The sequence below is a fragment of the Microbacterium sp. NPDC055903 genome, from assembly GCF_053615555.1.
In genome coordinates, this window is record NZ_JBSHCA010000002.1 from 761,396 (window position 1) to 784,659 (window position 23,264).

23 protein-coding genes are annotated in these 23,264 nt (G+C 68.2%); 9 read left to right on the forward strand and 14 right to left on the reverse strand.

The window, feature by feature from the left end:
• Positions 1-284 precede the first annotated feature (284 nt).
• Positions 285-596 (forward strand): hypothetical protein, encoded by a 312-nt coding sequence (locus ACWGJP_RS13150; protein ID WP_452330225.1) that lies wholly within the window; start codon positions 285-287, stop codon positions 594-596.
• A gap of 9 nt (positions 597-605) precedes the next feature.
• Here ACWGJP_RS13150 and ACWGJP_RS13155 read toward each other — a convergent pair whose 3' ends face one another.
• Positions 606-2,534, reverse strand: a complete 1,929-nt coding sequence (locus ACWGJP_RS13155) for a GDSL-type esterase/lipase family protein (protein WP_452330226.1) — start codon at positions 2,532-2,534, stop codon at positions 606-608.
• 154 nt (positions 2,535-2,688) lie between these two features.
• On the opposite strand from ACWGJP_RS13155, the gene ACWGJP_RS13160 reads away from it, so the two are divergent.
• Both ACWGJP_RS13160 and ACWGJP_RS13165 read left to right on the forward strand, forming a co-directional pair.
• Positions 2,689-3,303 carry a DedA family protein gene (locus tag ACWGJP_RS13160; protein WP_452330227.1) on the forward strand — a complete coding sequence of 205 codons (615 nt, stop codon included), beginning with the start codon at positions 2,689-2,691 and terminating at the stop codon, positions 3,301-3,303.
• A 9-nt stretch (positions 3,304-3,312) separates the two neighbouring features.
• The gene (locus ACWGJP_RS13165) at positions 3,313-3,492 is read left to right on the forward strand and encodes a DUF5302 domain-containing protein (protein ID WP_452330228.1); all 180 of its coding nucleotides are present in this window, start codon (positions 3,313-3,315) and stop codon (positions 3,490-3,492) included.
• Positions 3,493-3,562: 70 nt separating this feature from the next.
• On the opposite strand, the gene ACWGJP_RS13170 is transcribed toward ACWGJP_RS13165, so the two are convergent.
• A complete protein-coding gene (locus ACWGJP_RS13170; RefSeq protein WP_452330229.1) occupies positions 3,563-4,219 on the reverse strand; it encodes an FMN reductase in 657 nt (218 codons plus the stop codon).
• Between the two features lies 1 nt (position 4,220).
• Positions 4,221-5,447: an LLM class flavin-dependent oxidoreductase gene (locus ACWGJP_RS13175; RefSeq protein WP_452330230.1), complete on the reverse strand. Its 1,227-nt coding sequence runs from the start codon at positions 5,445-5,447 to the stop codon at positions 4,221-4,223.
• A gap of 112 nt (positions 5,448-5,559) precedes the next feature.
• On the opposite strand from ACWGJP_RS13175, the gene ACWGJP_RS13180 reads away from it, so the two are divergent.
• Positions 5,560-6,693, forward strand: coding sequence for an acyltransferase family protein (locus tag ACWGJP_RS13180; protein ID WP_452330231.1), 1,134 nt, complete (start codon positions 5,560-5,562; stop codon positions 6,691-6,693).
• An 18-nt stretch (positions 6,694-6,711) separates the two neighbouring features.
• Here the strand turns inward: ACWGJP_RS13180 and efeB are convergent, their stop codons facing one another.
• The 3 genes from efeB to efeU are packed head-to-tail and all read right to left on the reverse strand — an operon-like array spanning position 6,712 to position 10,170.
• Positions 6,712-8,001, reverse strand: coding sequence for an iron uptake transporter deferrochelatase/peroxidase subunit (efeB, locus tag ACWGJP_RS13185; protein ID WP_452330232.1), 1,290 nt, complete (start codon positions 7,999-8,001; stop codon positions 6,712-6,714).
• A 1-nt stretch (position 8,002) separates the two neighbouring features.
• The gene (efeO, locus tag ACWGJP_RS13190; RefSeq protein ID WP_452330233.1) at positions 8,003-9,235 is read right to left on the reverse strand and encodes an iron uptake system protein EfeO; all 1,233 of its coding nucleotides are present in this window, start codon (positions 9,233-9,235) and stop codon (positions 8,003-8,005) included.
• Positions 9,232-10,170, reverse strand: a complete 939-nt coding sequence (gene efeU, locus ACWGJP_RS13195; RefSeq protein WP_452330234.1) for an iron uptake transporter permease EfeU — start codon at positions 10,168-10,170, stop codon at positions 9,232-9,234. Before efeU ends, efeO begins: the two co-directional genes overlap by 4 nt.
• A gap of 125 nt (positions 10,171-10,295) precedes the next feature.
• Between efeU and ACWGJP_RS13200 the strand changes: the two genes are divergently transcribed.
• Entirely contained in the window at positions 10,296-11,300 is a 1,005-nt protein-coding gene (locus ACWGJP_RS13200) for an isopenicillin N synthase family dioxygenase (protein ID WP_452330235.1), read from the forward strand.
• A gap of 200 nt (positions 11,301-11,500) precedes the next feature.
• A complete protein-coding gene (locus ACWGJP_RS13205; protein WP_452330236.1) occupies positions 11,501-12,706 on the forward strand; it encodes an oxygenase MpaB family protein in 1,206 nt (401 codons plus the stop codon).
• Between the two features lie 83 nt (positions 12,707-12,789).
• On the opposite strand, the gene rpsO is transcribed toward ACWGJP_RS13205, so the two are convergent.
• Positions 12,790-13,059, reverse strand: a complete 270-nt coding sequence (rpsO, locus tag ACWGJP_RS13210) for a 30S ribosomal protein S15 (protein ID WP_005048780.1) — start codon at positions 13,057-13,059, stop codon at positions 12,790-12,792.
• Positions 13,060-13,195: 136 nt separating this feature from the next.
• Between rpsO and ACWGJP_RS13215 the strand changes: the two genes are divergently transcribed.
• Entirely contained in the window at positions 13,196-14,479 is a 1,284-nt protein-coding gene (locus ACWGJP_RS13215; RefSeq protein ID WP_452330237.1) for an MFS transporter, read from the forward strand.
• 146 nt (positions 14,480-14,625) lie between these two features.
• Positions 14,626-15,501 carry a DMT family transporter gene (locus ACWGJP_RS13220; RefSeq protein WP_452330385.1) on the forward strand — a complete coding sequence of 292 codons (876 nt, stop codon included), beginning with the start codon at positions 14,626-14,628 and terminating at the stop codon, positions 15,499-15,501.
• A 52-nt stretch (positions 15,502-15,553) separates the two neighbouring features.
• Here ACWGJP_RS13220 and ACWGJP_RS13225 read toward each other — a convergent pair whose 3' ends face one another.
• The 3 genes from ACWGJP_RS13225 to ACWGJP_RS13235 all read right to left on the reverse strand — a co-directional run bounded on the left by ACWGJP_RS13225 (position 15,554) and on the right by ACWGJP_RS13235 (position 18,121).
• Positions 15,554-16,108 carry a YceI family protein gene (locus tag ACWGJP_RS13225; protein WP_452330238.1) on the reverse strand — a complete coding sequence of 185 codons (555 nt, stop codon included), beginning with the start codon at positions 16,106-16,108 and terminating at the stop codon, positions 15,554-15,556.
• Between the two features lie 141 nt (positions 16,109-16,249).
• Positions 16,250-16,618, reverse strand: a complete 369-nt coding sequence (locus ACWGJP_RS13230; protein ID WP_452330239.1) for an FKBP-type peptidyl-prolyl cis-trans isomerase — start codon at positions 16,616-16,618, stop codon at positions 16,250-16,252.
• 192 nt (positions 16,619-16,810) lie between these two features.
• The gene (locus ACWGJP_RS13235) at positions 16,811-18,121 is read right to left on the reverse strand and encodes a PrsW family intramembrane metalloprotease (protein ID WP_452330240.1); all 1,311 of its coding nucleotides are present in this window, start codon (positions 18,119-18,121) and stop codon (positions 16,811-16,813) included.
• A gap of 59 nt (positions 18,122-18,180) precedes the next feature.
• Between ACWGJP_RS13235 and ACWGJP_RS13240 the strand changes: the two genes are divergently transcribed.
• Entirely contained in the window at positions 18,181-19,050 is an 870-nt protein-coding gene (locus ACWGJP_RS13240; protein WP_452330241.1) for a fumarylacetoacetate hydrolase family protein, read from the forward strand.
• A 36-nt stretch (positions 19,051-19,086) separates the two neighbouring features.
• Here the strand turns inward: ACWGJP_RS13240 and ACWGJP_RS13245 are convergent, their stop codons facing one another.
• From ACWGJP_RS13245 to ACWGJP_RS13260, 4 genes are all read right to left on the reverse strand, one after another.
• On the reverse strand, positions 19,087-20,529 hold the full coding sequence (locus ACWGJP_RS13245; RefSeq protein WP_452330242.1) for an aspartate ammonia-lyase: 1,443 nt from the start codon (positions 20,527-20,529) through the stop codon (positions 19,087-19,089).
• A 50-nt stretch (positions 20,530-20,579) separates the two neighbouring features.
• Positions 20,580-21,503 (reverse strand): phosphodiesterase, encoded by a 924-nt coding sequence (locus ACWGJP_RS13250; protein WP_452330243.1) that lies wholly within the window; start codon positions 21,501-21,503, stop codon positions 20,580-20,582.
• 68 nt (positions 21,504-21,571) lie between these two features.
• Entirely contained in the window at positions 21,572-21,907 is a 336-nt protein-coding gene (locus ACWGJP_RS13255; protein ID WP_452330244.1) for a peptidase, read from the reverse strand.
• Positions 21,904-23,157, reverse strand: a complete 1,254-nt coding sequence (locus tag ACWGJP_RS13260) for an anion permease (protein WP_452330245.1) — start codon at positions 23,155-23,157, stop codon at positions 21,904-21,906. The genes ACWGJP_RS13255 and ACWGJP_RS13260 overlap by 4 nt, the downstream gene beginning before the upstream one ends.
• Between the last annotated feature and the right edge of the window lie 107 nt (positions 23,158-23,264).

A 23,264-nucleotide genomic window follows, 5' to 3' on the forward strand; every position in this document is an offset into this window, starting at 1 on the left:
TAGACTCGTCCGTCCGTGTGACGGGCGAGCTCATTCACGGAGCGGACCCTGCGAGTCCGGGCGCGCGGGCATTCCCGCGAATCTCACCTGCGCTGGCCACCAGTGGACGATCACCCGGCATCCGTGCCGAGGAACCCACCACAGGGGACCAGCTTCTCGCTGATTCCACTCCGTTTCAGCCTACCAGCGCATGCCCCTGCTGTCCGTCTCGTACCGAGCGACCGTCGCAGCGTGTCCACGCTCGCGTGCTCCCGCCGATCGGGCGCGACCCGTATGGTCGTGCCATGGACGATCACAGCGCCGAGACGACCCCGAGACGGCGGGGGCTCGCGGTCTCCGCGCTCGTCGCGGCCATCGCGATGCCTGTCGTGGCCGTCACGGGATACCTCGTCGCGGCGGCGACTCCTGGCATCGAGGCGCTGGGCGTCGCGGCCATCGCCGTGATGGCCGTCCTGATGATCGGGATGGTCGCGCTCGTGCTGGGCATCCTGGCCGTCGCGCTGAGCCGGCCGAGGGCTCTCGCGATCTGGGGCCTGTCGATCACGGTCGCCGCCGCGGTCGCCCTGGTGCTGTTCATCGTTCCGTTCGGGAGCTGAGGACACGCCTCAGCGCACCTCGATGCGCGTGAGGCGCGAAGAACGGCCGATGTAGACGAAGTCGTCGTGCTTCGCGACACGGCCGTCGCCGGCGACTCGGCCGTTCAGCCTCCGCCAGACCCATGGCAGCGCGTGCTCGCGCCACCACGCCGCGCGGGTGATGTGCACCTCATGGTCATGGAGCACCGCGTCGAGCGCACCGAGCGCGTGCGCGTGCGGTACTCCGAGCACCTCGCCCGCCCGATAGGCGAGGAAGCGATGGCCCCGGCTGCCGAGGTGCACCATGTCCTCGCCCCAGTTCTCCCGATCGGCGAGCGAGGGGTGCAGGTCGGTGTCCAGGAGGATCGCGCCCGTGCGCTCGGCGATCTGCGCGAGCTGCACCGCGAACGCCGCGAAGCGGGAGGCATAGATGCGTGCCGCCCGGCGATCCGGCAGGAACGGCGTGACGAGCAGCACATCCGCGCCGTCCTTGCGGAGCAGACGAACGGTCTCCTCCACCGATGCGGCGAGCGCGGGGATGTCGACGTGCGAGCGGACGAGATCGTTCGCACCGATGAGGATCGACACCAGATCGGGTCGCAGCGCTCGCGCCCTGGCGAGCTGCTCCCCCGCGACGTGGTGCACGCGGCGAGAACGCACGGCGAGATTCGCGTAGTGCAGGCCGCCGTCCGCGGCGAGCAGCAGCGCGAGTCGGTCGGCCCAACCGCGCAGCATTCCGTCCGGACCAGGGTCACAGAGCCCTTCGGTGAGCGAGTCGCCCAGCGCCACGTACCGCTGCCAGCGCCGTCCTTCGAGCATTCTCGACGGCTCAGGGCGCCTTGCACGCCGCGAGCGCAGCGCCCGATCCACCCGGAACAGCTCCCGCGCCTCGCCGTAGTGCCCGATCAACTGATCGCAGACCGCGCGCCAGCTGCGGCCTTCGACGGCCGCACGCCCCGCTTCCCCGAACGCGCGTCGCTTTCGCGCATCTCCGGCCAGGTCGCTCACCCTCATCCGCAGGTCCTCGAGATCGCCTGGCCGATAGAGCCAGCCGTCCACGCCCATGCGGACCAGATCGACCGGGCCCCCACGACCGGTGGCGACGATCGGCACGCCACTCGCATGCGCCTCCTGAAGCGTCTGCCCGAAGGTCTCGCTCTCGCCAGGGTGCACGAAGACGTCCAGGGCGGCCATGGCCGTGGCGAGCGCGTCGCCGTCGAGGTGTCCGAGGAACACCGCTTCGGGAAGGAGGCTCTCGAGCCGTGGCCTGGCAGGGCCATCGCCCACGATGACGAGCCTGATTCCGGGGACCGATCGAAGGACACGGAGGTCCTCGACCTGCTTCTCGGCGGCGAGGCGTCCCACGTATCCGACGAGCACTTCGTCTGGATGTCTCCGCCAGGCGACATCGTCGCGCTTGTCCGGGTGGAAGCGCTCGGCATCCACGCCACGTCCCCATCGGCGCACCCTGTCGATGCCGAGCGCGGCGAGCTGCTGCTCGGACTCGCTCGACGGGGCGAGCGTGAGCGCAGCCTTGCGGTGCAGGCGCACCAGATGGCTCTGCGCGAACGCCGTCGTGGCGGGGACCCGGTAGCGCTCGGTGTAGGCCGCGACGTCGGTCTGGTAGGCCGCCACCGCCGGAACACCGAGCCGCTCCGCCGCGAGCGCGCCGCGCCAGCCGAGCGCGAACGGAGACGCGAGGTGCACGACGTCAGGGCGGAACGCCCGCAGGGACGCGGCAACGCGGTGAGCGGTCGCCGCCCCGACGCGCACGTTCCGGTACCCGGGCAGCGCCAGACTCGGCACCGGCTCGACGCGGGTGCCGTGGACGGCGGCGGGGATGCCGACGGCGTCGGGCGCGATCACATGGGCATCGTGTCCCGTGCGTTCGAGGTGGCGCAGGATCTGCAGGACGGATCCCGTGACGCCGTTCATGTGCGGCAGGAAGGACTCGGTCACGATCGCGACTCTCACGGTGCCAGGATGCCGCGCGTCCGAGGCGTCGCGGCGCCGATCCGGGCCCGACCACCGAGAGTTCACCTGTTGCACGGCTGCCCTTCACCCGCTATCCGCACGTCGGCTTCCGTTCACCTCGGCGCGCGAGTCTCGGAGCATGATCCCGGATGCCGTCGCCGAGGCCGCCACCGGCCCGTGGGCTCTCGCCGTGATGTCCCTGCTCGTCCTGGGCGATGCGTTCTTCGTCGTCGTGCCAGGGGAGATCGCCGTCACGGCGCTCGGCGCTCTCGCCCTGTCGGCTGGCGCACCCCCGCTGTGGGCGGTGATCGTCTGCGCTGCCGTCGCGGCGGCCGCGGGCGACCTGCTCTGCTACGGGATCGGACGTTGGGCAGGCCTCGAGCGCTGGCGCTGGATGCGGACGGAACGCTTCAGGGCCGCTCAACGCTGGGCACGACGGAGACTGGACGCGGGCACGGCGGCCGTGCTCTTCACGGCACGGTTCATCCCGTTCGCCAGGCTGGCGATCAACCTCGTCGCCGGAGCGACACGCATCTCCTTCCCGCGCTACGCCGCCCTCGTCGCGGTCGCGGCCACCGGCTGGGCCGCGTATCAAGCCGCGGTGGGCGCCGTCGTCGCGGCCCTCATCCCCGGAGGCCCCCTCGTCGCGGTCATCGTCTCGATCGTCGTCGCTGTGGGCGTCGGAGCGCTCATCGACCTTGGTCTGCGCCGCAGGCGAACGACACCCTCCCCTTCCGACCCTGCATCCGACTAGGCTGACGCCATGAGCACGCCAGACGACGCCGTCTCTCCCCAGGATGAGATGAAGCGCAAGTTCCAGGAAGCGCTCGCGAAGAAGAACGCGCAGAGCAGGAAGGGCGAGGCGCACCTGGATGGGGATTCCGCCATCCACGGCACGCACGCCGCCCAGACGCACCGCGAGTTCCGGCGCAAGAGCGGTTGACCGCAGCGAAGGCCGCCCCGATCGGGGCGGCCTTCGTCATGCGAGCGCGTGGCGGCTCACCGCCCGGCGGTCACTCCCCCGCCAGCCCGCCGAGCAGGTGCCCGAACGAGCGCCCCTCGCCGAGGTAGGTCGCCGGGTCGAAGGGGTCTCCCGCTGCCGAGGCGTCCCGGCGGGCGATCGCCTCCGCGAGCTCCCTGGCCCCCTTCTCGACTCTCGCCGACAGCGGTGCGACGTCATCCGCGGTCGAACCCCAGTCGCTGGATGCCGCGAACACGCCCGTCGAGACCGGCTCGGCGTGCAGGTAGGCGAACAACGGGCGGATCGCGTAGTCGATCGCGAGCGAGTGGCGTGCGGTGCCCGCGTTCGCCCCGATGAGCACCGGCATGCCGCTGAGGGAATCGGGGTCCAGCACGTCGATGAAGGACTTGAACAGCCCCGAGTAGCTGGTCGAGAAGATCGGCGTCACGGCGATCAGGGCATCCGCGGACACCACGGTGTTGATCGCCGTCTCCAGCGCGGGCGGAGCGAACCCGGTGAGCAGATTGTTCGTGATGTCGTGCGCGAAGTCGCGCAGCTCGATCACGTCCACCGACGCCTCGATCCCTCCCTGGCCGCCGTGCTTCTGCAGCTCGGCCACGGTCTGCGCGGCCAGCCGATCCGCGAGCATCCTCGTCGACGAGGGGTTGGAGAGCCCGGCCGAGACGACGGCGATGCGACGCATGGTCATCTCAGGCCTCCTTCCGGCTGATGCCGAACGCAGCACCGGCCGGTGCCGGCGTGTCCTGGTACGGCGAGCCGGCGGTGAGGTTGTCACCGCGGTTCGCCCCGGGGCGCGCCTCGCGCGTCGGCCCGTCACCGTAGGCGGCCTTCACGAGGGAGGCGTGCGTCGGAGCATCCGGCACGTCGGCAGGTCGGTCCTTCGCGAGCTCCTTGCGCAGGGCGGGGACGACTTCGCCACCGAGGATGTCGAGCTGCTCGAGGACGGTCTTCAGCGGAAGGCCTGCATGGTCGACGAGGAACAGCTGGCGCTGGTAGTCCCCGAAGGTCTCACGCATCGCCGCGTAGCGGTCGATGACCTGCTGCGGCGAGCCGACCGTCAGCGGAGTCATCTCGGTGAAGTCCTCCATGCTCGGGCCGTGTCCGTATACAGGCGCGTTGTCGAAGTACGGCCGGAACTCGTTCACCGCATCCTGCGACTTCGCCCGCATGAACACCTGACCGCCGAGGCCGACGATCGCCTGCTCGGGCGTGCCGTGTCCGTAGTGCGCGTAGCGCTGGCGGTAGAGCTCGATGAGGCGCTGGTAGTGCTCCTTGGGCCAGAAGATGTTGTTCGCGAAGAAGCCGTCGCCGTAGTAGGCCGCCTGCTCCGCGATCTCGGGCGTGCGGATCGAGCCGTGCCAGACGAACGGCGCGACGCCGTCCAGCGGACGAGGGGTCGAGGTGAATCCCTGCAGCGGTGTGCGGAACTTGCCTTCCCAGTCCACGACGTCCTCGCGCCACAGCCGGTGCAGGAGGTTGTAGCTCTCGATCGCCAGCGGCAGCCCCTGCCGGATGTCCTTGCCGAACCAGGGATACACCGGCCCGGTGTTGCCGCGCCCGATCATGATGTCGGTGCGCCCGTCCGAGACGTGCTGGAGCATGGCGAAGTCCTCGGCGATCTTCACCGGGTCGTTCGTCGTGATGAGCGTGGTCGAGGTGGAGAGCACGATCCGCTCGGTCTGCCCTGCGATGGCTGCGAGGGTGGTCGAGGGCGACGACGACCAGAACGGCGGATTGTGGTGCTCGCCGATGGCGTACACGTCCAGACCGACCTCTTCGACGTGCTTCGCGATGGTGATCGCGTCCTTGATCTTCTGCGCCTCGCTCGGCGTCTCGCCGGTGACGGGGTTCTGCGTGATGTCGCTGACGCTGAAGATGCCGAACTGCATCCCCGCGGTACCGGCCTGCTCGCTCATGGTGTGCTCCGTGTTCGTCGAACGGATGCGGTGGCATCCGTTTCTATTCATTTGAATGTATCTGAGTCAACGCGACGCGCACAACTTTATTCCCGCCGGGTAGCCTCAGGGGATGAGCACTGCCGCGGAGACGCCCACCGGCCCCGTCACGGGCGGCATCGCGAGGCCGCGGCGCCGTGTGCCCTTCTGGGACAACGCACGCTACGCGTGCATCGTTCTCGTCGTACTCGGGCATGCGATCCAGCGCCTCACCTACGACTCCGACATCGCGATGGCGCTCTACCTGTCGTTCTACGCATTCCACATGCCGGCCTTCGCGATCATCGCGGGCTACTTCTCGAAATCCGCCCCGCCGACGAGACGGCAGATGGCCCGCGTCATCACCGACATCATCGTCCCCTATGTGATCTTCGAACTCCTGTGGACCCTCACGAAGTGGCTCGTGGAGGGACAGGCCGACCCGAACCTCACCCGCCCGTCGTGGACGCTGTGGTTCCTGCTCGCGCTGGGCATCTTCCGGCTCGTCCTCCCCTACCTCGCCCTGCTGCGCTGGCCGCTGCTGTGGGGCCTGCTCATCTCGATCGGCGCCGGCTACCTCTCGAACGTGAACAGCACCTTCTCGCTCTCGCGCACCCTCGGATTCCTGCCGTTCTTCCTGCTGGGCTGGTGGCTCCGCGAGCACGACATCGTCGACCGCTTCCGCCTCATCGACTTCCGGCCGTGGTGGCTCCGCCTCACCGCGGCCATCGTCCTCGCCGTCGACGTCTTCGTCGCCTGGCACTGGGTCGAGCTGTGGAGGCACGTCGATCTCGACACCTGGTTCTTCTACGACGACTCGTACTCGGACCTCGGCGCGGACGCGTGGTGGTCCGGCGGCGTCCGGCTGGCGCTGATCGCCCTCGGCCTGCTGCTCACCGCAGCCTTCTTCGTGCTCATCCCCCGACGGACGACCTGGTGGACGCAGTTCGGCCAGTACACGATGTACGTCTACCTGCTGCACTCCTTCGTGCTCTACCCGTTCCGGGAATCCGGCATCCTGCGCAACGCCGAGCCCACCTGGCTCTGGCTGCCCAGCGTCATCCTGCTCTCGGTGGCGATCGCCGTCGTGCTGGCGACCCGGCCCGTGCGGTGGCTGTTCCGGCCGCTCATCGAGCCGCGATCCCACTGGCTCTTCGCCGACAGGACGCTCGTTCCGAAGCCGACCCGGCGCAACGACCCGACCGGCTCCCGCCGACCACGGGCCTGATCCGGCGCAGGTCCGGAATCAGTCGAACAGCTCGGCTCCGACGAACGAGCCGGTCGCCGCGCCGCGCGGGATGGCCCAGATCCCCGTGCCGACATGGCGGATGTACTCGTTCATGAGATCAGTGGAGAGCGATCGCTGCAGCGCGACGAACTGCGCAGGGTCGCGCTGGTACGACAGGAAGAACAAGCCCGCATCCAGCCTGCCGAGGCCGTTGTTGCCGTCCACATAGTTGAAGCCGCGACGAAGGATGCGGACGCCGTCGTTGAGGTCCGGGTGCGCGAGGCGCACATGACTGTCCTCATCGATCGCCGCGGCCGTGAAGTCCGGTTCCGTGAACTCATCACCGCCGGACAGAGGCGCTCCCTCGGCCTTGTCCCGTCCGATGATGCGGTTCTGCTCGGCGAGCCGGACGCGATCCCAGGTCTCGATGAGCATGGCGATCTTGCGAGCGACCAGGTACGAGCCGCCGGCCAGCCACGCAGGTTCATCGGTGGCCGCCACCCAGACGTGCTCGCCGAGTGCTGCTGTGTCGTCGGCGAGGATGTTCGCCGTGCCGTCCTTGTACCCGAAGAGGTTCCGCGGCGTCGCCTGATCGCTCGTGGTGCGCGAGGTCTTGCCGAAACCGAGTTGGGACCAGCGGAGCCTCGCCCTCCCGAAGGCGATCCTGGACAGGTTGCGGATGGCGTGCACCGTCACCTGGGGGTCGTCAGCGCAGACCTGAATGCACAGGTCGCCATGGGAGGCGTCCGGGTCGAGATCGTCGCCCAGGAAGGCCGGCAACCGCTCCAGCGCCGTCGGCCGCCGATCGGCGATGCCGTAACGATCGCCCTCTTCGTTCTCGAACAGGGTCGGGCCGAGACCGAAGGTGATGGTGAGGCTGCTCGCAGGCAGACCCTGAGCCTCGCCGGTGTCGTCCGGAGGTGTCTGCGGATCGCCGCCGACCGCCCCCGTCGCGCTGACTTCAAGACCCTGCGTCATTCGGGATGCCGCATAGGACCAGTCCTGCAGGAGTTCGATGAGATCGCCCCTGTCCGTACGCGGCATCATGTCGAAGACGGCGAAGTGGAGGTGTTCCTGCACAGGCGTCGTGATGCCGGCCTGATGCTCGCCGAAGAAGGCGTGCGCCTCAACGGGAGCTGACGCCTCCGCCTGCGCTCTGCCACCGAGGACGCCGGCGACGCCGCCGACAGCGAGCCCCGCCGCGCCGGCGCCGAGTGCGAGCCCGAGGAGACCCCGGCGGCTCAGCCCGGAAGCGGACGGGGCGTCAGCAGCCCCCTCCGCCTCCGGAGCGTGCGTACGATCGGTCACGTCAGGACAGTACCGTTCCCGTGAGCTGCGAGAGCGGCTCGGCCAGCGCATTGAGCAGATCCGTCAGCTCCCGCTTGTCCTCGTCGGTCAGCTCCGCGTAGGAGATGAAACCGTCGGCGAGCGAACCATGCACCGACAACGCGGCGTTCAGCGCCGCGTAGCCCTCGTCGATGTCGTCGACGAGCGCCGCACCGTCGTCGCCCTGAGCTTCGGCGAACGCGCTCACCAGGTCGAACGCCATCTTCGAGCCCTCGACGTTGGCGGCGAAGTCCCAGAGGTCGGTCCCCGACCACCAATCCTCCTCACCCGTGATCTTGCCCGTCGCGACCTCGTCGAGCAGGCCGATCGCGCCGTTCGAGATCCCGCCGATCCCCTGGTCATCGAGCGCCTGGGTGAAATCGTCGGAGTGCACGTACTCGTTGAGCTCAGCGATGTCGGCGATGAGCAGGTCGCCGAAGTCGGCCCGTTCATCGGTCGTGGACGGCGCCCAATCCTGCCAGGCCGGCGTCTCCCCGTCGGCATTCAACGCATTCTCCGCAGGAACCCAGAGGTCCTTCTCGATGCGGTGGAAACCCGTCCAGTCCAGGCCCTCAGCGACGGCGTCGACCTCGCGATAGTCGATGCGAGGGTCGAGGTCTCCCAAGGACTCCGCGACGGGCTCGATGCGCTCGTAGAAGGCGCGCACCTGGGGGAACAGAACGCGGGCGGTGTCGTCGTCGCCCGCCTGGTAGGCCGCGACGAACTCGTCGACGGCGGGGACGAGGTTCTCGACCTGATCCTTCACGAAGGCGGCGTAGAGATCGACGGCCTGCTGCTTCTGCTCGGCATCCTCGCCGTCGATGGCGACCGCATCGCCGGTGACGGTGAACGCGGCCTTCCCGACACCCTCGCCGATCATGCCCGGCTTGCACAGGGTGAAGTAGTCGCCGGGCTGGGCGACCACGGTGAGGGTGCGAGATGCCGAAGGAGCGATGTTCTCGACCTCGCCGACGATGCGGAGGCCGTCCTCCGCGAGGAGGTAGAACTCGGTCACCTGGCCGGAGTCGTTGGTGACGTCGAAGGTCAGGGTGCCGCTGGTCGCGGACGATGCGGACACCGTGCACGCATCATCGCTGGAGGCCACCGAGAAGGCGTCTTCGCCGGCGGCGTCGCTCTTGGCGACGCATCCGGACAGCGCGATGACGGCGACACCGGTCGCGGCGACCGCGCCGAGCAGTCGGAGGGAGGGGGTCATGATGCTCCTTGTCTGACGGAAGGGTCGGCGGCCGCCTCGGCCGTCGACGAGGAATCGGGGCGACGCCGACGGGAACGCAGGCCCCGCAGGAAGAGCGCACCGACGATGAGGACATAAAGCGCCCAGGCGATCACCTGGAGCCAGGTCATCGCGGGCATGAAGCCGACGGTCGCCTGCAGGATCGCCGCGAGCGCCTGACCAGGCGGGATCGCCGCGCTCACGTCGAAGGCCCAGCCGAAGGGGAGGCCGGCGAGCCCCGTCGCGACGGCACCTGTGCCGTCGATCGGCGCCAGCGGGGAGAACGGTCCAGGGAGGACGCCCGCCTCCTGGAGGTCCATGATCGCGTAGGCGAGCACCCCGGCGGCCACGATGACGAGGAAACCACCTGTCCAGGCGAAGAATCGGGCGAGATCGAGGCGGACGGCGCCGCGGGAGATGAGCGCACCGACGATGATCGCGCAGAGCAGGCCGAGCAGCGCACCCAGGAGCGCATTGGGCGCGTCTCCGAACGACTGGACCATCGACCACAGCAGCAGGGTCGTCTCGATCCCCTCGCGGGCGACGGACACGAAGCCGATGGCGACGATCGCCCACAGCCCGCCGTGGGTCAGCGCCCTGTCGATGCCGCCCTCGAGGGTGCGCTTCATCGAGCGCCCCGCCTTCTGCATCCAGAAGATCATCCAGGTGACCATGGCGACGGCCAGGAGGGACAGCCCTCCCCCGATCGCCTCCTGCGCCACGAAGGTGAGCTCGTACGCACCGAACGTCAAGACGGCACCGATGCCGAGCGCCAGGGCCACGGCCAGTCCGACGCCGATCCACAACCGCGGCAGCACGTCGCGACGATCGAGTCGCTTCAGGTAGGCGACGAGGATGCCGACGACGAGCGCGGCCTCCAGCCCCTCGCGAAGGCCGATGAGGAAAGTGGCGAACACGTGCGAGAATCCCCAGTCGATCGAATAGGTAAGGCATTCCTTACCTCGGAGACTCTACTCCTTCCACGCGGTAATGCGACGCAACAGTGCACCCTCCTCTGCGCGTCGCGTCATAGCCTCGGAACATGGCTGATCTGAACCTTCCGATCCTCGACCTCTCCCGCCTCGACGCCGGCGAAGACGCCGCCGCACAGTTCCGCGATGATCTGCGCGCCGCGACGCACGACGTCGGCTTCTTCTACCTGACCGGGACAGGTGTCTCCGCCGAGCTGTCTGCGCGCCTGCACCAGGCCGCTCTGGACTTCTTCGCGCTGCCCGAAGAGGACAAGCTCGCGATCGAGAACGTGAAGAGCCCTCATTTCCGCGGCTACACGCGCATCGGCGGCGAGCGGACCCAGGGAAAGATCGACTGGCGGGAGCAGATCGACATCGGCCCCGAGCGCGAGACCGTCGAAGGCGGCCCTGCCTTCAACCGCCTCATCGGCCCCAACCTCTGGCCCGCCGCCCAGCCCGAGCTCCAGGAGGTCGTGCTCGAATGGCACGCACGCCTCAGCGACGTCGCCCGCAAGCTGCTGCGCGCCTGGGCTCTGGCGCTCGGCGCGGACGAAGACTACTTCGAATCGAACTTTGGAGAGCCCTCTACGCTGATCAAGATCGTCCGCTACCCCGGCACCGACGAGCCGGAGCCGCAGCAGGGCGTCGGCGCGCACAAGGACTCCGGCGTGCTCACGCTGCTCTGGGTGGAGCCGGGCAAGGGCGGCCTGCAGGTCGAGCGCGACGGCACCTGGGTCGATGCCCCGCCCGTCGACGGCGCCTTCGTCGTGAACATCGGCGAGCTCCTCGAGTACGCGACCGGCGGGTACCTCAAGGCGACCAACCACAGGGTCATCTCCCCCACGGCACCGGACGAGCGCATCTCCGTCCCGTTCTTCTTCAACCCCGCCCTCGACAAGAAGCTGCCGCTGATCGAGCTGCCGGCCGACCTCGCCGCCCAGGCCCGCGGCGTGACGCAGGATCCGGCGAACCCGATCCACAGCCTGTACGGGGAGAACGCACTGAAGTCGCGCCTGCGGGCGCATCCAGACGTGGCGGCCATCCATCACGCCGACCTCGTCGGAGCATCCGCCTGACGAACGCTCCGGCTACGAGGAACCCGGTCCGCCGCGCTGCGGGCCGGGTTCCTTCTTTTGCGCAGCGCCTCTTGCGGTCGCGCCGAGACTCTCATATGTTAACGGGCAATCACATCGATCCGGATGGATCCGCAGTGAGGGCGCATCGTCGAGGATGACGGGCGCCGAGGGTCCATCCCCCTCCGGAAACGAGTTTCGCCATGCCTGAGATGACCCGCCGTACCGTCCTGACCCTGGGGGCCGCGCTCGGCCTGACCGGGGTCGTCGCCCCCTCCGCCGCCTGGTCCTGGTCACCTGCGCGTTCCGTCCTCGGCAGCGGGAACGGCACAGATCCGCAATGGGTCTGGGATGACGAGATCGACCGGATCATGGCCGATGTCATCACCAACGGCCAGGTGCCCGCGGTGAACGCCGCGATCGCAGACTGGGTCGACAACAACGATCCGCTGCCGGCCGGTCTCCCCGCCGATCTGACCTCGTTCCTGCAGACCTCGACGAAGCTCCCCGCCTGGGCCGACATGACCAAGCTGCGGCGGGCAGCGCAGTTCAACCGCCGTCGAGACCTGTACCTCTTCATGATCTACGGCGTCGGCGGCGGCATCATGAGCACCGTGATCCCCAGGGAGGCGAAGTCCGTCTACTGGTCGAAGGGCGGCGCCGATATGCAGGACCGCGCAGCCAAGACCTTCACCTTCGGCTACGACCTCACGGACATCGACGCCTACGAGCCGAGCGGTCAGATGATCGTGACGGGGAACAAGACCAGGATGGTGCACTCCGCCGTACGGCACTTCCTCCCGCAGTCGCCGTACTGGAAGGCCGTCGCGGACGAGAGCATCCCGATCAGCAACGCGGACATCCTCGTCACGTTCCACAGCACGGGAACCTTCGCCCACAAGAAGATGAAGGAATGGCGCATCCCGATGTCCGCCGCCGACGAGGACGCGTTCCTGCACCACTGGCAGGTCGCGCTGCACCTGCTGGGCGTCCGCGACGAGTACATCCCCGCCACCTGGGCGGATGCGCACGCGCAGTCCGCGCAGATCCTCACCCCGATCCTGAATCCGACCATGGAGGGCAAGGCCCTGGCCGAAGTGCTGCTCGGCCTGACGGCGCAGATCGACCTCGGCGTGACCCGCGGATTCCTCAACGAGTTCGTGCGCTATCAGCTCGGCCACCAGATCGGCGACTGGCTCGACCTCAAGCGTGACTACATCTCGGCGGCGACCATCAAGGCCGGATGGCCGGCGTACATCGCCTTCCGTGAGGGGCTGTCCCCGATCGCCCCGACCTCGTTCACGATCTTCGACAAGCTCATCAAGGGCATCGCGATGGCGTTCCTCAACCGGGGCGGGTCGACGCAGACGACGCCGATCACGATCCCCGACGGCAACCGTCCGCACTGATCCGCGGACGACGAAGGCCCCCTCACACCGTGAGGGGGCCTTCCAAGAACGTTTTGCGCGATTGAACGCTGGTCGCTATGCCTTTATCGACGCAGGCCGAGACGCTCGATGAGCGAACGGTAGCGGTTGATGTCGATGTCCTGCAGGTAACCCAGCAGGCGACGGCGCTGACCGACGAGCAGGAACAGACCACGACGCGAGTGGTGGTCGTGCTTGTGCTCCTTCAGGTGCTCGGTGAGGTCCTTGATGCGCTGCGTCAGCATCGCGACCTGCACCTCGGGGGATCCGGTGTCACCGGGGTGCGTCGCGTACTCTTCGATGATCGCCTTCTTGACGTCTGCTTCCAGTGCCATAGATTCGATCCCCTCTCTGCTTGTTGCGCGGCGCCCGACGCCTGATGCGTGGGCTCTCTTTATCCGCGGCCGATCGAACGGCAACTGAACGAGTCTACCAGCCGGAGCGGATGCTGCGGACCAGTAACCTACAGGGATGCCGTCAGCCCTGATCGATCTCCGCCCGTTCCGCGCGAGCGGAGCGTTCACCCGGATGTGGATCGGCTCGACGCTCGCCGGACTCGGCGGCCAGCTCACCCTCGTCACGATCATGCTGCACGTGTTCGATCTCACGGGAAGCACCTTCGCCGTGTCCATGATCGCCGTGGCCGGTCTCGTCCCGATGATCCTCGCCGGGCTCTACGGCGGCATGCTCGCGGACGCCTTCGACCGCCGCGCCGTGGCGCTCATCGCCGCCGTCGTCACCTTCGCCTCCACGGCCCTCCTCGCCCTGCTCACCTGGACAGAGCTGGAGACGATCTGGTGGCTCTACGCCCTCAGCATCATCAACTCCGCCGCGAACTCGGTGGGAATGGCGACGCGGACGGCCATCGTCCCCCGCCTCATCCCCCGTGACCTCCTCGCCGCCGCATCGGCGCTGAACGGCGTGACCTTCGGCCTCATGGTGATGGTCGGCCCTGCACTCGCCGGCGTCCTCGTCGCCACGACCGGCTACGGGTGGACCTACACGATCGATGTCTTCCTGATGCTGGCGATGTTCCTCGGGCTGTGGACCCTGCCCCGCCTCCGCCCGGAGGGCGAGGTCGTGCGGCCGGGACTCGAGTCGCTCGTGGACGGCTGGCGCTTCCTGAGACGAGCGGGCAACATCCGCGCCCAGTACCTGATGGACATCATCGCGATGACGTTCGGGCAGCCGCTCGCTCTCTTCCCCGCGCTCGGCACGGTGCTCCTCGGCGGCGGCGCGGTGACCACCGGCGCCCTCACCGCAGCGGTGGCCGTCGGGACGTTCCTGTCGAGCCTGTTCTCCGGGCGCGTGGTGCGTTACCGCTGGCACGGCCGAGGCATCCAGCGCGCCGTCCAGGTGTACGGAGCGGCGATCCTCGCCTTCGGGCTCATCCTGCTGCTCGGAGTGGGAATGCCGGAAGCGGCGGAGGATGCGCCGAACGTCGCACTGATCATCGCCGCGTGCGCCGCGCTGGCCATCTCGGGCGCGGCCGACAACGTCAGCTCGATCTACCGGAACACCATGATGCAGGCCTCGGTTCCGGACAGCATCCGAGGGCGGCTGCAGGGGGTGTTCATCGTCGTCGTCGCGGGCGGCCCGCGCCTCGGCGCGCTTTACGCGGGCACCCTGGCGACCGTGACGGCGCTGTGGTTCCCGCCGCTTCTCGGAGGTCTGCTCGTGATCGTGCTCGCTGCGGTGCTGGTGAGGCTGACCCCTCGGTTCCGCACGTACGACGCCGAGGCCCCGGAGCCTTAAGGCGGATCCGGTCGTCGTTCGGCGGATTTCGGACGTCACATCCCTTTCCCCACCACCGCAGCGGATGCCGCGGATAGAGTCGCGACGTGCCCGATTCCCCCACCACTGCATCCCCATCCACCGGCGTCCGATCGCCGTCTGCGGCGATGATCACCGCGCAGTTCTGCCTGCTCGGCATCGTCTGGGGTGCGAGCTTCCTGTTCATCAAGGTCTCGCTGGGAGGGCTCTCCCCCGCGCAGGTCGTATGGGCCAGGCTCGTCTTCGGTGCACTCACTCTGGCGATCTTCGTGCTCGCACGGCGCGAGCAGCTGCCACGCCGTCTCGCGATCTGGGGACACATGACGGTGCTGGCCTTCACGTTCTGCGTCGCCCCGTATCTGCTCTTCGCCTGGGCTCAGCAGTACGTCAGTTCAGGACTCGGCAGCATCTACAACGCGACGACGCCGATCATGACCGCGATCATGGCCGGGCTGCTGTTCCGCGTCGAGAGGCTCACGCGCGTGCAGATCCTCGGCGTCGCCGTCGGCATCGCCGGCGTCGTGGTGATCGTCGGTCCCTGGCAGGGGCTGGACCCGTCGCAGAGCCTCGTCGCCCAGCTCGCGCTGCTCGGCGGGACGGCCTGCTACGGGTTCAGCTTCGCGTACATGCGCAGGTTCGTCGCGAGCACCGGGATGAGCGCACTCGTGTTCTCGTTCCTGAACATCGGCCTCGCCGCCGTCATGATGCTCATCCTCACGCCTGCGGTCGCGATCGCCCCCGTCTCTCTCGACGGCTGGATCATCGCCAGCATCCTCGTCCTCGGATGCCTCGGCACGGGCGTCGCCTACATCTGGAACCAGAACACCGTCCGCGCGTGGGGTCCGACGAGCGCCTCTACGGTGACCTACATCACACCCGTGGTCGGCGTGGCGCTCGGCGTGCTCGTTCTCGGCGAGCGCCTCAGCTGGAACGAGCCGATCGGAGCCCTCGTCGTCTTCCTCGGCATCCTTCTCACGCAGGGCCGACTGCGACGACGCCGCTGACGCGAGAGGGGCGGATGCCGTATGTCGCATCCGCCCCTCTCTTCGTTCTCGCTCAGTCCTGCTGAAGCGCGCCCTGGAGGTCCAGGTTGATCGTGACGTCCTTGCCGACGAGGACGCCGCCGGTCTCCAGCGCCGCGTTCCAGGTGAGGCCGAAGTCCTCACGGTTGATCGTCGTGGTCGCGGAGGCCCCGGCCTTGTAGTTGCCGTACGGGTCGTTGCCGAATCCGCCGAAGTCGAAGGCGAAGCTGACCGGCTTGGTGATGCCGCGGATCGTGAGGTCTCCGTCGACGAAGAAGTCTCCGTCCGCCACGCGAGCGCCGGTGGAGACGAACTCCATCGTCGGGAAGTTCTCGGTGTCGAAGAAGTCGGCGGAGCGCAGGTGCCCGTCACGACCCTCGTCCTTGGTGTCGATCGAGGTCACGTCGACGCTCGCGGTCACGGTGGCATCGAGCGGGTTCTCCGGGGCGACGAGTGTCGCGCTCTTGACGCCGAAGGTTCCGCGAACCTTCGAGATCATCATGTGACGGACGCTGAAGGTGACCTCGCTGTGTGCGGGGTCGAGCACCCAGGTGCCCGCACGGTAGCCGGGGATGTCGATCGTGGTCATGGGGATTCTCCTCGATGGGTGGGGCCGCTGCGCGGCGTTCTTGAGATCACAACTCGTATGCGTATGAATATATTCCACGTCTCCGAGAATGCCGAAACCCCCGCTCCGTCAGGGAGCGAGGGTTTCGCGTGACGCCGTCGGTCAGCCGACCGCGACGAGGTCGATGATGAAGATGAGGGTCTTGCCGGAGAGGAAGTGCCCGCTTCCGGCGGGGCCGTACGCCAGGTGCGGCGGGATGACGAGCTCACGACGTCCGCCGACCTTCATCCCGGGGATGCCGTCCTGCCATCCCTGGATGAGACCGCGCAGCGGGAACTCGATGGTCTCGCCACGACCCCAGGAGGAGTCGAACTCCTCGCCGGAATCGAACTCGACCCCGGCGTAGTGCACGGTGACGGTGTCGCCGGGCTTCGCCTGAGCACCGTCTCCTTCGATGAGGTCGCGGACGACCAGTTCAGCGGGGGCAGGACCGGTGGGGGCGTCGAACTCGGGCTTGGTGCGATCAGTCATGTCTCCATACAACCCGAGCCTCGAGGCGGGGTCAACGTGGACGGCACCGCCGAGAGCGAACAGCATCGCACGGGCCCCGATAACAAGACTCAGCGCCCGGTGCTGCGGCGATGCCTGCATGTCTCCCGGGCGCTGAGTTGATCTGACACCAGGATGCGCTCGGGCGCACCGCCTGTCAAGAGGTCGAGGAGATCAGTACGCGAGCAGCGCGGCTCGCGCGGAGCGCGTGCGCATCAGCAGCGCCCGCTCGTCCGCTGCGGCATAGGCGTCTCTACCGCTGATCGCGCGCTGGCGCACGGCGGCGAGCGCGGTCGCGTCCTTGATGAATCCGCGCATCACAGGACGCCGGTCACCGCGCAGCTGGGCGGCCCAGGCCAGACCGACCTTCCGTCCGGCGGGGGTGGCGAGCATCGTGACCTCTTCTGGCGTGAACCAGCCCGCGGCGGCATACTCGGAGAGCCGCTCCCTGGTGAGCCTGGCCTCCTCCTTGCGCAGCGCGATGATCCCGAAGATGAACCCGACGAACAGCGGCACCTGCAGCGTGACGTAGAGCAGGAAGAAGTCCGCGAAGGTGGCCGAGCCGTTCCAGAAGCCGTGCAACAGGATCGCCCCGAACAGGCCGAGCAGACCGGCTCCCAGCGCACCGCCGGCGGTCGCGCCTCTGCGTGCGGCCAGGCCGATCGCGAACCCGGTCAGCGAGGTGAACATGGCGTGCGCGAACGGCGACATCAGACCGCGCAGCACGAAGGTGATGGTGAGCTGCTCCCCTCCGCCGTCCAACAGGCTGATGGCGAAGTACTGGATGTTCTCGGTGAACGCGAACCCCGCACCGACCAGGGCGCCGTAGACGATGCCGTCCACCGGCCCGTCGAACGTCCGTCGCGCGATGACGAAGATGAGGAGCACGCCGAGCCCCTTGAACAGCTCCTCCACGATCGGCGCCTGGACCACCGCCGACGCCTCGTCGGAGAGCGGGCCGACGAGCATCCCGATGCCCACGTCGACGAGCAGCGTCAACCCGACGGCCGCGATGGCTCCCCAGGCGATGGCGAAGAACACCACCGCCTTCGGCTCCGGTTCCCACCGGTCGATGAGCCGGACGCCGAGGAAGACGATCGCGAGCGGGATGAGAGCGAGGATGAGCCCCACAGAGGAGGCGACCGCGCCGAGTGCCCAGACGAAGTAGGCGATGAGAGCGAGGAGCACGAAACCGAGGATCCCGAACAGCCACACCGACACGGTGCGCCCCTTGCGTACCGGGACGGGGAGCGCCGGAATCGCGGCCGCGGGCCCGGGCGGCACCGGGGCTGCGGGCGGAGAGTAGGACATCGGCTGAGCGAGCGCGGAGGCGTAGACGGGCCGCTGCGCGGGAGCTGTGAAGGATGCCTGCGGATGACCGGGCTGCGGCGGCGCGTACGCCGGCGGCTGCTGGTACGCGGGCGGTTGCTGAGCCGGCGGCGGTGTATACGGCTGCTGCGGCTGGTACGGTCCTCCGGTGCTCATGGGGAAATCCTATGGGCATGCTCCCGCGAACCGGACAGTCCTCCGGGTAGCGTGGGAGCATGCGCTTCGCCCATCTGCAGCGCGCCGCCTCTGCCGAACCCGCCCTCGCGGTGATCGACGGATCGGACGCCATCCTGCTCTCAGACCTCGTGAACCCTGCGCCGCCGACACTCCAGCAGCTCATCGAGGCGGGCCCGGCGCTCCTCGACGAGGTCCGAGCCGCAGTCTCACGCGGCGATGCGCCTCGGCATCCCCTGGACGGATTCGGGTTCGCCTCGGCGGTGCTGTCCCCGCCCATCGTGCTGGCGATCGGCCTCAACTATGCGGCGCACTCGAGCGAGCTCGGCCTGAAGACCGATACCGCACCCACGGTCTTCACGCTCTGGCCGAACTCCCTCACCGGTCACGAGCACACCACCGCATGGCCGAGGACGCTCAGCGAATCCGTCGACTACGAGGCCGAACTCGGCGTGCTGATCGGCACCCCTGCGAAGGACGTCACCGAGGACGAGGCGCTCGCGCACGTCTGGGGCTACACGGTCGTCAACGACATCACGGCCCGCGACATCCAGTTCTCAGAGGCCCAGTGGTCGCGCTGCAAGTCCTTCGACGGCTTCACGCCGACCGGCCCTTTCGTCGTCACCGCGGACGAGATCCCCGACCCGCAGGACCTGCACATCTGGGCCGTCGTCGACGGCCAGACGGTCCAGGATGCATCGACCGGCCAGATGGTCCGCTCCGTGGCCACGCTGATCGCGCATCTCTCGCAATCCGTGACCCTCCAGCCAGGGACGCTCATCTCGACCGGAAGCCCTGGCGGGGCCGGATACTCCCGCGACCCGCAGATCTTCCTGCGCGACCGATCGACGGTCACCGTCGGCATCGACGGGATCGGCGAGCTCACCACCCGGTGCCGCATCGTCGGCTGAGAGCGAGGGGCGGCCTCCACCGCCCCTCGCACAACATCAGCTCTTGATGATCGGGATCGCCTGCGTCGCGGTCTCCAGCCCCGAGAGCCGGGCCGGCGAGAGCTGCTTGGTGACCTCTTCGCGCGTCATCAGCTCGGCCTCGACGACGAGATCGGCGACGTTGCGGTTGGTGAGGAGCGCCGTCTTGGCGAGCGCGGCGGCCGCGGCGTATCCGATGAAGGGCGTCAGCGCGGTGATCACGCCCACGGACGCACCCACCATCGCGCCGAGACGATCACGGTTCGCCGTGATGCCGTCCACGCAGTTCACCCGCAGGGTCCACATCGCCTGACGCATCCAGGTGATCGACTGGAAGATCGAGTGCGCGATCACCGGCTCGAAGGCGTTCAACTGGAGCTGGCCGCCCTCCACTGCCATCGTCACGGTCGCATCGGCGCCGACGACGGCGAAGGCGACCTGGTTCACCACCTCCGGGATGACCGGGTTGACCTTGCCCGGCATGATGCTCGACCCCGCCTGCTTCGCCGGCAGATTGATCTCGCCGAGACCCGCCTGCGGACCGGACGAGAGCAGCCGAAGGTCGTTGCAGATCTTCGACAGCTTGATGGCGTTGCGCTTGAGGGACGAGGAGAACGACATGAACGCGCCGGTGTCGCTCGTCGACTCGACGAGATCCGTCGCCGTCTCCAGATCGATCCCGGTGATCTCCCTGAGGTGCTTGAGCACGGCAGGTGCGTAGTCGGGATGCGTCGTGATGCCCGTGCCGATCGCCGTGGCTCCCATGTTGATCTCGTACATGAGCGACGCGTTCTCGGTGAGCCTGCTGTGATCCTCGCCGAGCGTCGTCGCGAAGCCGTGGAACTCCTGTCCGAGCGTCATCGGCACTGCGTCCTGGAGCTGGGTGCGCCCCACCTTGAGGACGTCGTGGAACTCCACGGACTTCGCCAGAAACGAGCGGCGGAGCAGATCGAGCTCATCGAGCAGAGAGAGCAGGGTGAGCGAGAGCCCGACCTTGATCGCGGTCGGGTAGACGTCGTTGGTGGACTGGCTGCGGTTGGTGTGATCGATCGGCGACAGGAACGCGTAGTCGCCCTTGGGGCGCCCCGCCATCTCGAGGGCGATGTTGGTGATCACCTCGTTGGCGTTCATGTTCGTCGAGGTGCCGGCCCCGCCCTGGATGACGCCGACCGTGAACTGATCGTGGAACTCTCCGTCGATCACGCGCTGCGCGGCCCTGTCGATGAGGTCCGCCCGCTCGGCGTCGAGGACGCCGATCTCGCGATTCGCCCGCGCGCTCGCCTGCTTCACCATCGCCAGCGCCCTGATGAGGTCCGGATATACCGAGATCGGGCGCTTCGAGATGGGGAAGTTCGCGTCCGCGCGTGCGGTGTGGATCCCCCAATAGGCATCCGCGGGAATCTCCATGCTGCCGAGGGAATCGGTCTCGACACGGGTCTGGGCAGGCGCATCAGCGCTCATTCGTCACATCCTTGTGGGTCATGGCTGGAAAGGAGGGGGATGCCTCCATCCTAGCCCGCCGCGCTCCGCCAGCCCGGCTTCCGCGAGAACGCCTCGAGACGTCCGTCAGGGCTCAGCGCCGCCATCCTCTCCAGCCACTCCTGAGAGAAGAAGTCACCCGTCTCGGCATCCACCACGGGGATGACCGTATGCGTGATGACGCCCTCGTAGACGTGCACCAACTGGAATGACTGTGCGGCGTCCATGCCGTTCACCTCTGCGGCCGGGAGCGCGACGTTCATCGTGTAACAGGTCGCGCTCGCGACGCTCACAGGGATGCCTGCGAAGGTCCCGGCGGACGAGTAGTGCAGGTGCCCCGCGAGAATCCCCCGCACGTCGCTGCCCCGGATCACCGCCGCGAGCTCGTCCTGGCGGCGCAGCTCGAGGATGTCGAAGAGAGGCAGATGGCTCGGGAGCGGCGGATGGTGCATCGCCAGCAGGGTGCCGTGCGGTGCCGGCTCGGCGAGCACCCCTTCGAGCCAGGCCAGCTGCGCATCGTCGATCTCGCCGTGATGCCAGCCGGGGACGGTCGTGTCGAGGGCGATGATCCGCAGTCCGTCCAGGTGCCTGACGCTCGTCACCGGCTCCTCCGTCGGTGCTTCGCCGAGGAGCTCGGCGCGCAGCGTCGGGCGTTCGTCGTGGTTTCCTGCGACCCAGATCACCGGAGCGCCGAGCTCCTCGGCCACCGGCTCGACCGCGGCGCGGAGACGCCGATAGGCGTCGGCCTCACCCAGATCGGTCAGGTCGCCCGTGATGACGATCGCACTCGGCGCCGGCACGATGCGACGCATCGCCTGCATCGTCCTGTCGAGCATGCTGTCGACATCGAAGCGTCCGCCCAGCCGCGCTCCCCCCGCAAGCAGGTGCGGATCGCTCAGATGGATGATCGTGTGCGAGGCCGGTTGATGGCGGCCGAAGACGTAGGGGCCAGGCATGGCCCCCAGCCTAGGCTCCCTCAACCGCCAGAGGCGATCGAGGCGTCGTGCGTCGGTGAGGGACGCCGTCAGTGACCGATGACGATGATGAGGATGCCGGCGACGACGGCCGCGGCGCACAGGGCGAAGCATCCGTACGCGCCGTAGAGGGAGACGCGCCTCTGCGCTTCGGTCAAGGGGCTCTTCTTCGCCGCCTTGGCCGCCTGCTTCTCGGCCCGCTTCAGCTCCTTCTCGCTGATGACCGTGATCGCGTCGGTGAACTCTGCGGGGCTGACCACCGGCGCATGTCCGCTGCGCACGAGGAGACGGAGCCCCAGCGCGTAGAAGGTGACCACGGCCGTCGCGCCGATCAGGGCCGCCGCGAAGACCTGCAGGAAGGCGAGCCAGTCGATGGAGACGTTCATGCGCTCTCCCCCTTCTTCTGCTTCTTCGCCTTGCGCGCCTCGCGCGCGGCCTCGATGCGCTGCTGGCGCCGCGTCGGCGGAGGGCTGTCGGGAAGGTCCACGGCGAGGCCGGACTCTGCGACATCGCTCATGGCGTTGGCGTGGGTGACCGCATTGCGGCGGGAGCGGAGGAAGAGCCCGAGGATGATCACGACGGCGAGGACGGCGTCGATGGCGACGCCCCATGTCCCGAGCCAGAGCACGAGCAGCGCGGCGAAGGCCCCGACCGCTCCTGCGGCGGGAAGGGTCAGCAGCCAGCCGATGGCGATCCGACCGGCGGTGCGCCACCGCACGGAGGATCCGCGACGGCCGAGACCGGAGCCGATCACGGAGCCCGATGCCACCTGGGTGGTCGACAGCGCGAAGCCGAGGGCGCTGGAGGCGAGGATCGTCGCGGCTGTCGAGCTCTCCGCCGCGAAGCCCTGCGCAGGCTTGACCTCGGTGAGCCCCTTGCCGAGGGTGCGGATGATCCGCCACCCGCCGAGGTACGTGCCGAGGGCGATGGTGAACGCACACGCGAAGATGACCCAGAACTCCGGCTCATGGTGGGCGCTCGACTGCCAGCCGATCGTGATGAGGGCGAGCGTGATCACGCCCATGGTCTTCTGCGCGTCGTTCGTGCCGTGGGCCAGCGCGACGAGCGAGGAGGTGAAGATCTGCCCCCAGCGGAAGCCGTCTCGTCCGTCCGGCTTGTTGTCGTACCGTCGGGTGATCGAATACGCGAGCTTGGTGGCCGCGAAGGCGATGATGCCGGCCGTCAGCGGCGCGATCAGCGCGGGAAGGACGATCTTCGACAGCACCATCCCGAAGTCGATGCCGCCGAGGCCCGCACCGACCAGGGTCGCGCCGATCAGGCCGCCGAACAGGGCGTGCGAGGAGCTCGAGGGCAGCCCGAGCAGCCACGTGAGCATGTTCCAGGTGATGGCGCCGATGAGGCCTGCGAAGATCAGGGCGAGGAAGAGCTCGGCACCGGCATCCGCGATCGCATCCTCTCGGATGATGCCACCCGAGATCGTCTTGGAGACCTCGGTGGACAGGAACGCACCGACGAGGTTCAGGACGGCCGCGAGCAGGACGGCGGTCTTCGGCTTGAGGGCACCCGTCGCGATGGGCGTCGCCATCGCGTTCGCGGTGTCGTGGAAGCCGTTGGTGAAGTCGAAGAAGAGTGCCAGCAGGATCACCAGCACGACGATGAGGGCTGCGGTTTCCACCGTTCGCTTTCGGTCGTTGAGGAAGAGGGAGATGCCGACGTGATCGGCGTGGTGAACGAAGAGTTCACCGTGGGTTTTACTTCCGTTAACCGGCCCCGGAAAATCCT